The organism is Streptomyces sp. Ag82_O1-12, assembly GCF_900182715.1.
GTDB classification, from domain to species: Bacteria; Actinomycetota; Actinomycetes; order Streptomycetales; family Streptomycetaceae; genus Streptomyces; species Streptomyces massasporeus.
The window spans coordinates 4,905,039-4,920,079 of the sequence record NZ_FXUW01000001.1 but is presented as its reverse complement, the minus strand read 5'-3'; the positions used below and the strand labels follow the sequence as shown (position 1 = coordinate 4,920,079).

The window sequence follows — 15,041 nt, the reverse complement described above, 5'->3', positions numbered from 1 at the left end:
TGAAGTGCGGTCTTGAGACTTGAGAGGGATGCCGTGCGGTATACGCTGCCTGCTTCCTGCCGTAACCTTCAAATCGATGACGAACGATCGCCGCCTCCGCCCCGTCGACCTGGCCCGGTCGGCCGGTGTCTCGACGCAGCAGATCCGCAACTACGAGGACGCCGGTGTGCTCCCGCCCGCCGCGCGGACCGCGTCCGGCTACCGCGTCTTCGGGGAGACGCACCGCGGCGCGCTGCTGGCGTACCGGACGCTGATGCGGGGGTACGGGCCGGTGACCGCGACGACGATCATGCGGGCCGTGCACGAGGGGGACGTCCCCGGCGCGCTCGCGCTGCTCGACGCCGCACACGCCGCCCTGCACGAGGAGCGGGTGTCGCTGCGGGCGGCGAGCGAGGCCCTGGAACTGCTCGCGGCCGAACCGCCCGCCCCGCTGCCCCGGTCGGGCGGCCTGCGCATCGGCGAGGTGGCGGTACTCCTGGGCGTACGGACGTCCGCACTGCGGGTGTGGGAGGGCGCCGGACTGCTCACTCCGGGCCGGGAGCGCGCGACGGGCTACCGGGTCTACGAGCCGGCCGATGTGCGCGATGCCCGGCTCGTGCACACCCTGCGCCGCAGCCACTACCTGTTCGACCAGATCAGGCCGGTGCTGGAGGGGCTGCGGCGGGAGGGCAGCAGTGCGGCGCTGCGGGCGGCCGTCGCAGCGCGCGGCGAGGCACTGACGGCCCGCACCAGGGTCATGATCGAGGGCGCGGGGGCCCTGCACGCCTACCTCGACGCGGCGAAGATCGGGCCAGGTCACGAAAGGGCAGACCAGGATCATGGATGAGGTCACGGACCGGGCACAGGCACGCAGATGGCTCACGACCGCCGTCGAGGAGGCCCGTTCCGGGCTCGCCGAGGGCGGCATCCCGATCGGTGCCGCGCTGTACGGCGCCGACGGCACCCTGCTGGGCCGCGGCCACAACCGCCGCGTCCAGGACGGCGATCCGTCCCTGCACGCGGAGACGGCGGCCTTCCGCGCGGCCGGGCGGCAACGCACCTACCGGGGCACGACGATGGTGACGACCCTGTCGCCCTGCTGGTACTGCTCCGGCCTGGTGCGGCAGTTCGGCATCTCCCGGGTGGTGATCGGCGAGGCGGTCACCTTCCACGGCGGCCACGACTGGCTCGCCGAACACGGTGTGGAGATCGTGCTGTTGGACGACGCGGAGTGCACCCGGCTGATGCGCGACTTCATCGCGGAACATCCCGCCCTCTGGAACGAGGACATCGGCGTCAACTGAGCACATCAGGCGGGCCCCGTATCGCCGTTCGAGATGCCATCCGTTCTCCTGAAATGTGGCGACACGCGGTGTGGCCGGTGGCCGGCTCGGCATTCCCTTGATCGGGTCTGTCCCACCTGCGAACGGAGACGCCCCGTGCGAATGACCGACATCCAGCGCTGCGAGGTCCGGCCTGGACGACTCGTCGAATGGACGCTCAGTCCGGCGACCGTCGCGACGGCGAAGGCCCTGCCGGAGGACTCCAGGCCCCCCGCCTACATCCAGGAGTCACATCTGCGGACGGCGCGGTCGGTGCGCGAGGACGGGCTGTTCGTGCCGACCTGGATCGGCGCCGCCTTCGACCTCCCGGGCCGGGCCGACCTGGGCGCCCTCGGTGAGGCGCTGCGCGCCTGGACGCTGCGGCACGAGACGCTGCGCAGCGGCTTCCGCTGGGCGGGCGGCCCGGGCGACTCGATCCGCCGCTTCACCCTCGACCCGGCGTCGGTCTCCCTGCACCGCGAGGACGCCGGGGAGTTCACCGACCCGGCGGCCCTGGCCCAGCACCTCCAGGACCGCTTCGACACCACCGCCGACGCCCTGCGCTGGCCGAACATCATCTACACGGCCGTCGTCCGGGACGACAGCACCAGCGTGTACATGGCCTTCGACCACAGCAACGTCGACGCGTTCTCCATCTACCGCATCCCCGCGGAGATCCAGGAGCTGTACGCCGCTCACCTCACCGGCAGCGCCCCGGAGCAGCCGCCCGTCTCCAGCTACGTCGACTTCTGCGAGGCCGAGCGGGCGAACGCCGACCGGATCGACGCCGACCACGAGATCGTCGCCCGCTGGCGGGAGTTCATCCGGCGCTGCGACGGGCGGCTGCCGAGCTTCCCCGTGGACCTCGGCCTGGAGGCGGACGGCGCGCTGCCGACCCAGAAGCTCATGCGCGAGATGCTCGTCGACGCCGACGCGGCTGCCGCCTTCGAGGCGTACTGCCGCCCCTTCGGCGGTTCCCTGGTCGGGCTGCTGGCGGCCACGGCCCTGATCGTCCACGAGATCGGCGGCGAGCCCGTCTACCGGACGGTGGTGCCCTTCCACACCCGGGCGAAGTCCGCGTACTCGGACTCGGTGGGGTGGTACGTCGGCGGCGCGCCGATCGAGGTGCCCGTCACCGAGACGTCCGACTTCACCGACATGCTGAGGACGGTCCGGGCCGCGCTGCACACCACCCGGCCGCTGGCCCGCATGCCGCTGGCCCGGGTGCTGCGGCTGCTCGGCGCCGACTTCCGGCCGACGTCCCCCGACATGTACTCCATCGTGTCGTTCGCCGACGCCCGCGGCATCCCCGAGTCCACCGCCTGGACCGAGCGCAACGCCTACGGCCTGATCCGGGTGTCCTACGGCGACCAGGTCTGCGCCTGGGTCACCCGGCTCCACGAGGGCCTGTGGTTCGCGGCCCGCTACCCCGACACGGACGTGGCCCACAAGAACCTGCGGCTGTACGTCGAACGCCTGCGGGACATCGTGACCGGCACGGTCCGCCGTGCCTAGTGCCGTGACCGGAACGGTGCACCGGCGCGGTGCCTCCCGGCCGGTGGAGGCGGGGGTGTGAGTGGAGCCACCGTGCTGGGCGGTACGGCGTCGGCTGCGGCCGAGCCGCGCAGCAGTTCGGCCAGGTCGTAGGGCTGAGCCCGCTCGGTGGTTGAAGCCGCCGCCGTGATGCGGTCCAGCCGGAAGCCCCGGCCCGCCTGTCTCATGCGGCACCAGGCGATGAGGTACCACCGGCCGTCGGCGGTGAGCAGTCCGGCCGGTTCCACCACCCGCTCGCTCTCGCCTCCTGCCGCGTCGATGTAGGACAGGCGCAGGACGGTGTGGGAGGAGAGGGCCTGTTCCACCGCGGCGCGGACTGCGGAGTCGGTCGGCGAGGGCAGCGTGACGATCCGTGCGGCGAGTTCCCGTGCCGCCGCCGAGGCGGGGCCGGTCATCGACGCCGCGATCTTCTGGGCTGCTGTGCGGGCCGCGCCGGCGTACGGGGTGGAGGCGCCCGTCGTGGCGAGCGCCACGGCCAGCGCCGCGGCCTCGTCGGCGGTGAAGTGCATCGGAGGAAGGGTCATCGCCGGGTCGATCGACCAGCCCCCGCCGCGCCCGGGGGTGGTGCGTACCGGGACGCCGGTCTGCATCAGCGCCTGGAGGTCGCGCTGCACCGTCCGCGTACTCACTTCGAACCGCGCGGCGAGCACAGCGACCGTCAGTGGCCTGGGCGCCGCCGCGCGCAACTCCTCCACCAGCGCATAGAGCCGAGCCGTGCGGTTCACGCTCCCGACGCTACCTTCCCGCGCCGGACAGGAAGTCCCGCTCGCGCCGCAGTTCCCGCTCGGTGATGGTCAGCGGGAACAGCGAGAAGCCATGCATGGCACCCGCGACGACACCGAGCTTCACAGGTGCGCCTGCCGCCTGCCACCGTGCGGCCAGGAACAGCGAGTCGTCCCGCAGCGGATCCTCGGTGCCGACGACGATCCGGGCCGGCGGCAAGCCGGCGAGGTCGGCGAAAAGCGGTGAGGCCTCGGGGTCACGGCGCTCTTCCGCCCCCATGCCGGGTGTGAACAGCTCGTAGGTCCGCCGCAGCGTGTCGGTGTTGCTCAGCAGCCGCCTGGAGCCGAACGACCGCTGGCTCGGCGTCATCGACAGGTCGTACGGGCCGAAGAGCAGGTGAGCCGCCCGGAATGCGCCGGTGATGCCGTGCCGGTCGCGAAGGCGCAGCAGCGTCACGACGCTCAGGTGGGCGCCCGCCGATTCACCGCCGATCAGCAGGCGTTGGGTACCGAACTCGGCCGCAGCGTGCTTCACCAACCACCGGGCGGCCGCTTCACAGTCGTCGGGCCCGGCGGGGAACGGGTCTTCCGGAGCGAGACGGTAGTCCACACTCACCACGGCCAGCCGCGCCCGTTCGGCGAGCAGCCACAGCCTCTCGTCCTGCCCGTCCGCGGAACCGAACACCCAGCCGCCTCCGTGGATGTGCAGGTACACGCCGTCGACCTGGTCCGGCACGAACACCCGTACCTTCACCCCGCCCTCGACGACGCGGTCCTGGCCGTGCGGCAGTCTTACCGGTGGCGAGTCGCCGCCGAGCCGGTTACGCCGCAGGGCGGCCAGCAGGGCCGCGTCCGGCGCCCCTTCGCGCACCGGTCGGTCCGCGGCAGCGGCCTCGAACTGCTTGTTGAAGGCCAGGGTCTCAGCGAGACAGTCCTCGTCCGTGATCGTCATACCGCCGACGGTCGCAGCCTTCCACGACAACGTCCTGTCACCCATTCTCGGTGAGGCCCGTCACACTCCCGATGTCACGTCCGATCGGCGCGGGGCGCCGGGACGGCACAGCCTGCGAGGGGACGAAGACCGATCGAGAAGGGCACCCCGCCGGGGCAGCCGGCACGGTGACGCCCTGCCCGGACACGCCGGGCAGGGCGTCGCGGCTCTTCGAGCGGCTACTCGCCGCGGCTCTCGAGGTACTCCTCGACCACATCGGGATTGCGCCTCATCGCCGCCAGCAACTGGCCGCGTCGATAGCGATTGCGCCCCTCCTCGACGCGCTTCTCCCAGCCTTCACGACCATCGGCCAGTCGTTCGGTGATCAGGAACTCGATGACGTCCTCGATGCAGGGCCGGAAGCGTCTTCCCCCTACCGGGATGTGGAGCTTGTCCAGGGAGCGCTTGTGATCGTTGTTCCGGTTGAGCGCCTCCAGTGCGGGCGACGTGCCATACACCTGGACGTGCGCGCTGGTGTACTTGTCCTTCTCGCGTTCGTAGTCCCAGTGGAGCAGACAGGTCTCCAGAGCCTCATCGGTGAAGATGCCACAGTAGGACGAATGGACCGTCAAGAAGTCCGCTTCGTCGTCCAGACGGACCTGGAACGAGAGGTTCATCCAGGACCGCGGCTTCTTCTGATCGACGCGGAGCGGGAACGCTGTCGGCTGGGTGGGATTGGCGGCGGACAGGCCATGCCCGAGAGTGAAGACAGGACCGACTGCGGAACGTGGACGCAGCACGGCGGTGATCCGCACATGCTGGCACACGGTCCCGTTGAGGGTCTCCTGTAACTCCCTGGCGAACTTGTAGGCCTGTTTCGACAGGTCAGAGGTCAACCGTGCCGCCGATGGACACCCACAGAGCATGTGCCTGCGACGAGGTGAAGTTCCCCTCCTTCGCCTGCTCTTCGAGCTCGGCGTAGGTGAGTCCGAGCTCGTCGAGGGCTCGCTGCGCGGCGTCCCGGTAGTCGGCGTCGGACACGACGATCACGATGTCGTCCTCGTGGTCCGTCATCGCCCGCTCGTCGATCGTCACACTCATCGTCTACCCCCCAGACGGTTGTGGCGTGCTGCGTGACCTACACAGCATCGCGTATTCAACCGCTCGCCGACAGTTACATACCCCGGATGGCTGAATCTACCGACCCGCAGGACTTGTCGTCGTAAACGTGTCCGTACAGACGGCGCATCAGACGGGATGCCGTTCGGCTGTACACGCCGCGCGACTCCCGTACACCGACGGTGCCGCCGGTGTACGGGAGGAGGGCTCAGACGCCCGCGTAGGAGTGCTTGCCGGAGACGAAGATGTTCACGCCGTAGTAGTTGAACAGCCAGCAGCCGAAGGCGATGAGGGCCAGGTAGGCGGCCTTGCGGCCCTTCCAGCCGGCGGTGGCGCGGGCGTGCAGGTAGCAGGCGTAGGCGACCCAGGTGATGAAGGACCAGGTCTCCTTCGGGTCCCAGCCCCAGTAGCGGCCCCAGGCGTCGCCGGCCCAGATGGCGCCCGCGATGATCGTGAACGTCCACAGGGGGAAGACGGCCGCGTTGACGCGGTAGGAGAACTTGTCGAGGGAGGCGGAGGAGGGCAGCCGCTCCAGGACGGAGGTCGCGAAGGTGCCGGGCGTGCCGCCGCTCGCGAGCTTGCTCTCGTAGGAGTCCTTGAACAGGTACAGGATCGTGGCGACCGCGCCCACGTAGAAGACCGCGCCGCAGAAGATCGCCGTCGAGACGTGGATGTACAGCCAGTACGAGTGCAGTGCCGGGACCAGCTGGTCGCTGGCGGTGTAGAGGACCGTGACCGCCAGGCCCAGGTCGAGCAGGACCGAGGTGATCAGGAACAGGCCGAGCCAGCGCACGTTCTTCTTCAGGGCCAGCAGCCCGAGGTACACGCCGACCGCGACCGTGGAGAACGTGATGTTGAACTCGTACATGTTGCCCCACGGCGCCCGCTCCACCGACAGGGCGCGGGTGAGGACACCGCCGAACTCGATCAGGAAGGCGAGCACCGTGAGGGAGATGGCGATCCGGCCGTACAGGTCGCCCTGCTCGTCCCCGCCGTGCGCCCCGGGACCGTCCGGCACGTCGCGCTGACCGGCCGCGGCCCGCACGGTGACCTTCGGCCGCTCCAGCACGGCGGTGCCGCCGGCCTGGTTCACGGTGACGGCCGGGGCCGCCTTCGCGGCGTCCGCCTTGGTGGTGAGCGCGGCGGCGGTCCGGGCGACCTTGCTGCGGCTGCCGAAGAGCCATTCGGCGATGTACGCGAAGAAGGCCAGGGTGTAGACGGCCATCGCGGAGTAGATCAGCACGTTGCTGATCTGCGCGAGGTTTTCGTTGGTGGCGGCGGCGAGAGTCACTGCTCAGCCCCTTCGGCAGGTACGGGGGGTTCGGTACCCGGCTCCTGGTCGGTGTCGGGGGAATCTGCGGGGTCGTCGGGGGCGCCGGGCGCCTGCTCGTAGAGGTCGCCGGCGAGGTGCCCCAGTTCCTCGGGGACCTTGGCGGACTCGCTGCGGCCGAGGCCGGCCATCTCGACGACGGTGACGCCGTCGGCGCCCTTGACCGCGCGCACCCAGACGCGGCGGCGCTGGATGAACAGGGAGGCGGCGAGGCCGCCGATCGCGGCGAGGGCACCGGCGAGGGCCCAGCCGCTGCCGGGCTGCTGGACGACCTGGAAGCCGGCCCACTCCTTGACGTCCTTGCCGACGGTGACCGAACCGGCGCCGTTCGGGAGCTTCATGGTCTCGCCGGGCTTCAGCAGCTTCTTGAACAGCTTGCCCTTCGAGTCCTTGAACTCCTTCATGTTGGTGCGGTCCATCTGGTACACGCTCTGCGGGATGCCCGAGTCGGCCCCCAGGTCGCCGTGGTAGGCGGACAGCGCGAGCAGCGGATTGTCCAGCGCGGGGAACTGCGACAGCATCGTGCCGCTGGCATGGCCGCCGAAGGTCGGCACGAAGAACGCGTTGAAGCCGAGCTGTTCCTTCTTGCCCTGGGCGTTGCGGTAGCCGTCGAGGACCTTGACGACACCGGAGGAGGTGACGTTGGCGTCCAGCGGCAGCAGCGGCACGGCGTCGTCGAAGACGACCTTGCCCTTGGCGTCGCGGACGGTGATGACCGGGGCGTAGCCGTGGCTGACGAGGTAGACCTTGGAGTCGCCGATCTCCAGCGGGTGGTTCACCTCGACGGTGTCGTTCTCGTCCTTGCCGTAGGCGCCCGAGCTGTAGGTGATGTCGGCCTTGTAGACGCGCGGGGTGCCCTTGTTGGGGCCGGTGCGCTCGTAGGTGCCGGTGAACTTCTTCAGGTTGAAGCTGAACGGCACCAGGTCGTCCGACGTGAAGAGGTTGCCGGACTTGAAGTCGTCGTACTGGGTGAGGGTGTTGGAGAAGCCGGCGCCCTCGACGACCAGCTTGTTGCCCTCGGACTTGTACAGCTGGCCCCAGGCGAAGGCGGTCAGCATCACGATGAGGGCGATGTGGAAGGCGAGGTTGCCGACCTCGCGCAGGTAGCCCTTCTCGGCGGCGACGGCGTTCCCGGTGAGGTGGGTGCGGAAGCGGCGCTTCTTCAGCAGGGCCAGGGCGGCCTGGTGGACCTGCTCGGGTTCGGCGGTGGTGCGCCAGGTGGTGTGGGCGGGCAGCCGGTTCAGCCGCCGGGGCGCGCCGGGCGGCAGACCGCGCAGCTGGCCGACGAACTGCCAGGTGCGGGGCACGATGCAGCCGATGAGGGAGACGAACAGCAGGATGTAGATCGCGGAGAACCACACCGAGCTGTAGACGTGGAACATGCCGATCTTGTCGTAGACGTCCGAGAGGGCGGGGTGCGCCTTGCGGAAGTCGGCGACCTTCGTCTCGTCCTGGCCGGACTGCGGGATGAGCGAGCCGGGGATCGCGCCGAGGGAGAGCAGCAGGAGCAGCAGCAGGGCGACCCGCATGGAGGTCAGCTGCCGCCAGAACCAGCGGGCCCAGCCGATGACGCCCAGGGCGGGCAGGTTGGGCGCTTCCTCCTTGGGGGCGGTGGACAGCTGGGAGCCGGCGTCGCCCAGCTCCTGGTCCTCGGCGGCGGAGGGGGCCGGGTCGGAGGCGGTGGTCTTGCTCATCGATCAGATCCCCACAGTGAAGCCGTCGGACCAGACCTGCATCTCCTGCACGATGCGGTCCCACGCGCCGGTCAGCAGCAGCAGACCGGTCACGATCATCATGGTGCCGCCGACCCGCATCACCCAGACGTAGTGGCGCTTGATCCAGCCGAAGGCTCCGAGGGCCTTGCGGAAGGCGACCGCGGCGAGCACGAAGGGCACGCCCAGGCCCAGACAGTACGCGAAGGTGAGTATGGCCCCGCGACCGGCGGTGCCCTGCTGCCAGGCGAGTGTCTGCACGGCGGACAGCGTCGGGCCGATGCAGGGCGTCCAGCCGATACCGAAGAGGGCGCCGAGCACGGGGGCTCCCACGAGGCCGGTCGCCGGCTTCTTGTGGAAACGGAACTCGCGCTGGGTGAGCCAGGGCATCAGGCCCATGAAGAAGACGCCCATGAGGATCATGAGGACGCCCAGCACCTTGGTCAGCACGCCCCGCTCCTCCTGGAGCGTCTGGCCGAAGTACCCGAAGAGGGCCCCGCCGGAGACGAACACCGCCGTGAAGCCCAGGACGAACAGCGAGGCACCGGCGACCATCCGCCCCCGCCTGGCCTCGGCCAGGTCGGTGCCGCTGACTCCGGTGACGTAGGAGAGGTAGCCGGGCACCAGCGGCAGGACGCACGGCGAGAAGAACGAGACGAGGCCGCCGAGCAGCGCGATCGGCAGGGCCACGAGCAGGGCGCCGTTGAGCACCGTGCCGTTGGGGTCCGCGACCTCGGCGAGCGTGGTGACTGCGCTCACGTCACTCCTCCGCTCACTTCTCGGCGACGACCGGCTTGAGCATCTTCAGCAGCCGTTCCTCGCTGAGCGCGGACAAGGAGCGGGCCGCGATCTTGCCGTCCCGGTCGAGGATGAGCGTGGAGGGGATCGCCTGCGGGTTGAGCGTGCCCTTCTTGAAGCGCAGCAGCAGCTTGCCGGTGGGGTCGTAGAGGCTGGGGTAGGTGATGCCCCAGTCCTTCTCGAAGGCGAGGGCCGCGCCGGTGGAGGTGTCCCGGGTGTTGATGCCGACGAACTGCACGCCCTTGTCCGCGTACGCCTTGGAGACCTTCGCGAAGTACTTGGCCTCGGCGCGGCAGGGGTTGCACCAGGAACCCCAGACGTTGAGGACGACGACCTTGCCCTTGTAGTCGGCGACGTCGAGCGTCTTGCCGGCGATGGTCTTGCCGGACAGGTCGGGGGCCGGGGCGCGCTTGCCCTGCGCGGCCGTGGCGACGCCGTCGGTGCCGGTGACGAAGTTGGTGTTGCCGCCCCCGCCGGAGGTGCCGCCGGAGCCGCACGCGGTGACGAGCAGCGCGGTCGCGGCGAGACCGGCGGTCAGGGCGGCGCTACGGCGGACACGGCGGGTGCGCTCGGTGGCACGGGTCGTGCGGTTCGAACGCTGGGGGGCGCTGGCGGCACTCATGTGAAAAGTTTCGCATGCCCGTTCTGGGGGTCTCGCCCACCCCCCTTGCGGGCGGAAAACCGCATTTCAGGCGGCGTTCCGCGAGGCGTCCGGGCTGGGTGTGGAGGTCCGGCCGGTGAACTCCCGCCAGCCACCGGCCGGCTGCTGCCCGACGCCGAGCGTGCGGAGCTTGGCGAGCACCTCGGGCTTCTGCGCGTCCAGCCAGTCGGTGAACTGCCGGAAGGAGACGAGACGCACATCCGCGCCCTTCTCCTTCTCGCGCGCGATGTGCTTGAAGGCCTCCTCGACGGCGTCCATGTAGATACCGCCGTTCCACTGCTCGAAGTGGTTGCCGATGAAGAAGGGTGCCCTGTTTGTCTCGTATGCCCGCTTGAATCCCTGGATGTACGCCTGCGCCGACTGCCTCCGCCAGCCCGGGTAGTTGTGGGCGGGTGCCTTCGTGGTCGCGAGGGACTGGTTGGCCAGCATGTTGTAGTCCATCGACAGGACCTCGAAGCCGCGGCCGGGGAAAGGTATCTGCTGCAGGGGCAGGTCCCATATGCCCTGGCGCTTGGCAGGCCAGACCTGGAGGCCGCCGGGCGAGGAGGCGTCGTAGCGCCAGCCGAGCTCGCGGGCGGTGGGCAGCAGGTTGTCCTGGCCGAGGAGGCAGGGCGTACGGCCGCCGACGAGTTCCTTGTCGTAGTCGAACGGCAGCGACGGCAGGTCCGTCCAGCCGGTGTTGGTGCGCCACTCCTTCACGAAGGCCTTGGCCTGGTCGATCTCGCTGCGCCACTGCCGGGGCGTCCAGTTCTTGACCGAGCCGTGGGCTTCGCCGCAGAAGTGCCCGTTGAAGTGGGTGCCGATCTCGTGGCCTTCGAGCCAGGCGCGGTGGACGTTCTTCAGGGTCGCCTTGACGTGGTCGTCGGAGAGGTAGCCGATGTCGGAGGCGCCGCGGGGGTTGTTCGGGGGGTTGTAGAGGCGCTTCTTCGACTCGGGCAGCAGGTACAGCCCGGACAGGAAGAAGGTCATGCTCGCGCCGTGCTCCTTGGCGAGGTCCAGGAAGCGCGGGAAGAGGCCGTTGCCGACCTCGCCGGCGCCGTCCCAGGAGAACACGACGAACTGCGGCGGGGTCTGACCGGGCTCCAGCGGCTCGGGGGCCGCGGGCTGGTGGGGCTGCTTGCCGGTGTGGGCGGTGGAGCCGTCACCGATGGGGCGGGCGGTGGGCTTGGGCTTCGGCTTCGATCCGCCCTGTGCGGCGTCGCCGCCGGAACCGTCGGCGTGGCTGGAATCGTCCGAGCCCGCGAGACCGCCGCATCCGGCGAGTGAGACGGCGGCGGCTCCCGCGCCGAGTCCGAGCATTCCCCTGCGGGAGAGAGCGCGCATGGCATCCCCGATTCGTACGTCGTGCTGGTCACCCAGTCAGAGGACGTGAAGAACGGGGAGGTTCCACTTAAGTGCGCAGATTCCGTAACAAAGCAGTCGTAAGCGATCAGAAGGGGGCGACGGACCCACGAGCTTACGCGCTTCCCGCCGCCGCCCCGGCCGCCGGGGCACGCGTCCGCGACGGCGACCGCCGCCATACCGATGGCCCGGCGTTCCGTGACGTGCGGGCCGACGGCCAGGTCGATGACACGGCCGCCGAGCCGTTCGGAAGATACGAGCGGGAGCTCCACCTCACTCCTGGGCCTACGCTGGAACCGCCTAAGATGGTTCCGCCTCGACTGGGAGATCTCATGACACCCTCCAAGGCCGGCATCGGATGCCCCTGCCCCGCCGGCGGCAACCCAGCATGGAGTGATGGCCACCGGCACTGCGGAGCGCGCGTACGCCATGCCAGGGCTGGAGGTCGCTGACAATGGTCGATCCGACGGTGCTGCCGGGCTACATGGCGGTGATCCTGCTCTTCCTCGCCCCTCCCGGGCCCGACATGGCCTACATGCTCGCAGTGGGCCTCGAAGGCGGTCGCCGGTCCGCGGTGAAAGCCATCCTCGGCATCGGAACCGGCATGAGTGTCTACGCCGCCGCCGTCGTCGCCGGCATGGGAGAAATCGCCCGATCGTACCCATTAATACTGGATACGGTCAGGATTTTAGGTGCGGCATATCTTCTATGGTTGGCATACGCGACGATGCGTCATGCGCGTCGTGCGATCGGCGGGCACAGTGATGTCACGGCCGGACGCGGGTATCTGCGAGGCGTCTTCGTCAGCATCACGAATCCGAAGATCATTCTCTTTTTCCTTGCGGTGCTACCGCAGTTCATCGGAAGCGCGGACAACCCGGCATTGCAGATGGCGATGCTCGGTGCGGTCAACGTCCTGATGGAGGTGATCCTTTACGGATGCATCGGAGTTCTCGCGGGAGTTTTTCACGCACGTCTTGTCGGCTCGACCAAAGCAACGGCCGTGCTGAACTACATTGCGTGCATCGTTTACGTGGTGTTGGCCGGGACGATCTTCGGCGAGATCCTGCTGTCTTGATCTTTACAACACGGCAGCGGTTCGTGGCCCGGCCCAGGCGCACGCGTCCGCGATCGGCGGCTGGGAGTGTCGGCCCCCGGTACTGACCGCACAGCTGACGAGCGTCGGCCGTCAGCCATCGCTTGCCTGTGGGTCGGCCGCCCCAGCAGCCGACCCACAGGCCACGCGCTACGCGCCGAAAGCCTTGGCCTGCCCCTTCACCGGCTTGGCACCGGCGAGGAGATGGGCCGGGACGAGGTCGCGGGCCGGCTCGGAGTAGCCGACGGAGACGATCCGGTCGCCCTGGTACGTGAAGGTCGTCAGCGAGGCGAGCGTGCACTGGCGCTTGCGCGGGTCGTGCCAGAGGCGGCGGCGCTCGACGTACGACCGGACGATCCAGATGGGCAGCTGGTGGCTGACCACGACCGCCTCGTGCCCACGGGCCTTGTCCTTCGCCGCGCCCAGCGCGCTCATCATGCGGACGACCTGGTCCACGTACGGCTCGCCCCAGGACGGCCGGAACGGGTTGACCAGGTGCTTCCAGTTGCCGGGGTTGCGCAGCGCCCCGTCCCCGACGCCGAACGTCTTGCCCTGGAAGATGTTGTCGGCCTCGATCAGCCGCTCGTCGGTCGCCAGGTCCAGCCCGTGCGCCTTGGCGATCGGCTCGGCCGTCTCCTGCGCCCGCTCCAGCGGCGAGGCGACGACGTGCGTCACATCGCGGCCGGACAGGTGCTCGGCGACCCGGTCGGCCATGCGCCGGCCCAGGTCGGAGAGGTGGTAGCCGGGGAGGCGGCCGTAGAGGATGCCGTCCGGGTTGGCGACCTCGCCGTGCCGCATGACGTGGACGACGGTGATGTCCTCGGCGCTGTCGTTCCGCTGGTCGCTCATGCCGTCGCCTCCGCAGCCGCCCGGGCCGCCGCCGGAAGGGCGTCGGCGATCCGCTGCACGGCCCGCTCGTCGTGCGCGGTGGACACGAACCAGGACTCGAAGGAGGACGGCGGCAGGTAGACGCCGTCGGCGAGCAGCGAGTGGAAGAACGCGGTGAAGCGGAAGGACTCCTGCGTCTTGGCGTCCTCGTAGTTCCGCACCGGCCGGTCGGTGAAGAACACCGAGAACATGTTGGAGGCGGTCTGCAGCCGGTGCGCGACGCCCTCCTTGGTCAGGGCCCCGGTGACGAGCCCCTGGATCTCCTTCGAGACGGCGTCGACCTTGGCGTACGCGGCGTCGTCGAGGAGCCGCAGCTGGGCGAGCCCGGCGGCGGTGGCGACGGGGTTACCGGAGAGGGTGCCGGCCTGGTAGACGGGCCCGGCCGGGGCGAGGTGGGCCATCACGTCCGCCCGTCCGCCGAAGGCCGCCGCGGGGAAGCCGCCGCCCATGACCTTGCCGAAGGTCATCAGGTCGGGGACGACGCCGTCGACCCCGAACCAGCCGGCGCGGCTGGTCCGGAAGCCGGTCATGACCTCGTCGGAGACGTAGAGCGCGCCGTTCTCGGAGCAGATGTCCTTCAGGCCCTGGTTGAACCCGTCGGCGGGCGGGACGACGCCCATGTTGCCCGGGGAGGCCTCGGTGATCACGCACGCGACCTCGCCGGGGTGCGCCCGGAAGGCCTCGCGGACGGCGTCGAGGTCGTTGTACGGCAGGACGATCGTGTCGCCGGCCTGCGCGCCGGTGACGCCCGGGGTGTCGGGCAGCGCGAAGGTGGCGACGCCGCTGCCGGCCGCGGCGAGCAGCGAGTCGACGTGCCCGTGGTAGCACCCGGCGAACTTGATCACCTTGGTGCGCCGGGTGAAGCCGCGGGCGAGCCGGATCGCGGACATGGTCGCCTCGGTGCCGCTGGAGACGAGCCGCACCTGCTCGAGCGGCGCGACCCGCGCGACCATCTCCTCCGCGAGCGCGACCTCGCCCTCACCGGGCGTGCCGAAGGACGTGCCGCGGGAGACGGCGTCCTGCACGGCGGCGATGACCTCGGGGTGGGAGTGCCCGAGGATCATGGGCCCCCAGGAGCAGACGAGGTCGACGTACTCCCTGCCGTCCGCGTCCGTCAGATAGGGACCGGTGCCGGACACCATGAACCGCGGCGTGCCGCCGACGGCTCGGAAGGCCCGCACCGGGGAGTTCACACCGCCGGGCGTGACGGCCGCCGCGCGGTCGAACAGAGCCTGCGAGGCCGGTGCTTCATACGGATATGCCAGTTCACTCATGACCTGCGACTTCTCCGACCTTCTCCGACGCTGTCGGGCTCCGGGTGCCAGTGACCTGTTCAGGGTAGGCCAGGGGCGTGCGCGGGCGGGGCGTGGGACAACCGGCCCCCAGGTCGCCGTCGTCTGCGAGACTGGTCCCTGATACACACAGCTCGAACGGCCCGGGGTGGTCGGAGGCTGCGGAGATCCTGCGGGCAGATGTTTCAGCGCACGTTTCGGCGGGCGGCCGTGGGGGAGGTCACTGACACGATGATCGGGTTGCGCGGCGGGGGCGACGCGTCCTAGAAAAGCAGTCGGGTGGAGATATGCATCGC

General features: G+C 69.8%; 15 protein-coding genes. 4 read left to right on the top strand and 11 right to left on the bottom strand.

The window, feature by feature from the left end; translation table 11 throughout:
- Positions 1–76 precede the first annotated feature (76 nt).
- The 3 genes from QOL88_RS22650 to QOL88_RS22640 all read left to right on the top strand — a co-directional run bounded on the left by QOL88_RS22650 (position 77) and on the right by QOL88_RS22640 (position 2,816).
- Positions 77–826 carry a MerR family transcriptional regulator gene (locus QOL88_RS22650; protein WP_097218892.1) on the top strand — a complete coding sequence of 250 codons (750 nt, stop codon included), beginning with the start codon at positions 77–79 and terminating at the stop codon, positions 824–826.
- The gene (locus QOL88_RS22645; RefSeq protein ID WP_097218890.1) at positions 819–1,283 is read left to right on the top strand and encodes a nucleoside deaminase; all 465 of its coding nucleotides are present in this window, start codon (positions 819–821) and stop codon (positions 1,281–1,283) included. Before QOL88_RS22650 ends, QOL88_RS22645 begins: the two co-directional genes overlap by 8 nt.
- Before the next feature lie 135 nt (positions 1,284–1,418).
- The gene (locus QOL88_RS22640; protein ID WP_097218888.1) at positions 1,419–2,816 is read left to right on the top strand and encodes a condensation domain-containing protein; all 1,398 of its coding nucleotides are present in this window, start codon (positions 1,419–1,421) and stop codon (positions 2,814–2,816) included.
- Here the strand turns inward: QOL88_RS22640 and QOL88_RS22635 are convergent.
- The 9 genes from QOL88_RS22635 to QOL88_RS22595 form a co-directional block, all read right to left on the bottom strand.
- A complete protein-coding gene (locus tag QOL88_RS22635; RefSeq protein WP_097218885.1) occupies positions 2,813–3,580 on the bottom strand; it encodes a helix-turn-helix transcriptional regulator in 768 nt (255 codons plus the stop codon). The genes QOL88_RS22640 and QOL88_RS22635 overlap by 4 nt on opposite strands.
- Positions 3,581–3,590: 10 nt before the next feature.
- Positions 3,591–4,529: an alpha/beta hydrolase gene (locus QOL88_RS22630; protein WP_097218883.1), complete on the bottom strand. Its 939-nt coding sequence runs from the start codon at positions 4,527–4,529 to the stop codon at positions 3,591–3,593.
- A 218-nt stretch (positions 4,530–4,747) separates the two neighbouring features.
- Positions 4,748–5,404 carry a hypothetical protein gene (locus QOL88_RS22625; protein WP_143668880.1) on the bottom strand — a complete coding sequence of 219 codons (657 nt, stop codon included), beginning with the start codon at positions 5,402–5,404 and terminating at the stop codon, positions 4,748–4,750.
- Positions 5,394–5,609 (bottom strand): hypothetical protein, encoded by a 216-nt coding sequence (locus QOL88_RS22620; RefSeq protein WP_257027861.1) that lies wholly within the window; start codon positions 5,607–5,609, stop codon positions 5,394–5,396. The genes QOL88_RS22625 and QOL88_RS22620 overlap by 11 nt, the downstream gene beginning before the upstream one ends.
- 226 nt (positions 5,610–5,835) lie before the next feature.
- On the bottom strand, positions 5,836–6,918 hold the full coding sequence (gene ccsB / locus QOL88_RS22615; RefSeq protein ID WP_097218876.1) for a c-type cytochrome biogenesis protein CcsB: 1,083 nt from the start codon (positions 6,916–6,918) through the stop codon (positions 5,836–5,838).
- Positions 6,915–8,651, bottom strand: a complete 1,737-nt coding sequence (gene resB / locus QOL88_RS22610; protein WP_097218873.1) for a cytochrome c biogenesis protein ResB — start codon at positions 8,649–8,651, stop codon at positions 6,915–6,917. The genes ccsB and resB overlap by 4 nt, the downstream gene beginning before the upstream one ends.
- 3 nt (positions 8,652–8,654) lie before the next feature.
- Positions 8,655–9,428: a cytochrome c biogenesis CcdA family protein gene (locus QOL88_RS22605; RefSeq protein WP_097218870.1), complete on the bottom strand. Its 774-nt coding sequence runs from the start codon at positions 9,426–9,428 to the stop codon at positions 8,655–8,657.
- Positions 9,429–9,441: 13 nt separating this feature from the next.
- Positions 9,442–10,089: a TlpA family protein disulfide reductase gene (locus QOL88_RS22600; protein WP_097218868.1), complete on the bottom strand. Its 648-nt coding sequence runs from the start codon at positions 10,087–10,089 to the stop codon at positions 9,442–9,444.
- 66 nt (positions 10,090–10,155) lie between these two features.
- Entirely contained in the window at positions 10,156–11,451 is a 1,296-nt protein-coding gene (locus QOL88_RS22595; protein WP_097218865.1) for a polysaccharide deacetylase family protein, read from the bottom strand.
- Positions 11,452–11,923: 472 nt separating this feature from the next.
- Between QOL88_RS22595 and QOL88_RS22590 the strand changes: the two genes are divergently transcribed.
- The gene (locus tag QOL88_RS22590; protein WP_097218862.1) at positions 11,924–12,547 is read left to right on the top strand and encodes a LysE family translocator; all 624 of its coding nucleotides are present in this window, start codon (positions 11,924–11,926) and stop codon (positions 12,545–12,547) included.
- Between the two features lie 168 nt (positions 12,548–12,715).
- On the opposite strand, the gene QOL88_RS22585 is transcribed toward QOL88_RS22590, so the two are convergent.
- Positions 12,716–13,414 carry a histidine phosphatase family protein gene (locus QOL88_RS22585; protein WP_097218860.1) on the bottom strand — a complete coding sequence of 233 codons (699 nt, stop codon included), beginning with the start codon at positions 13,412–13,414 and terminating at the stop codon, positions 12,716–12,718.
- Positions 13,411–14,727 carry a glutamate-1-semialdehyde 2,1-aminomutase gene (gene hemL, locus QOL88_RS22580; RefSeq protein WP_097218857.1) on the bottom strand — a complete coding sequence of 439 codons (1,317 nt, stop codon included), beginning with the start codon at positions 14,725–14,727 and terminating at the stop codon, positions 13,411–13,413. Before hemL ends, QOL88_RS22585 begins: the two co-directional genes overlap by 4 nt.
- Between the last annotated feature and the right edge of the window lie 314 nt (positions 14,728–15,041).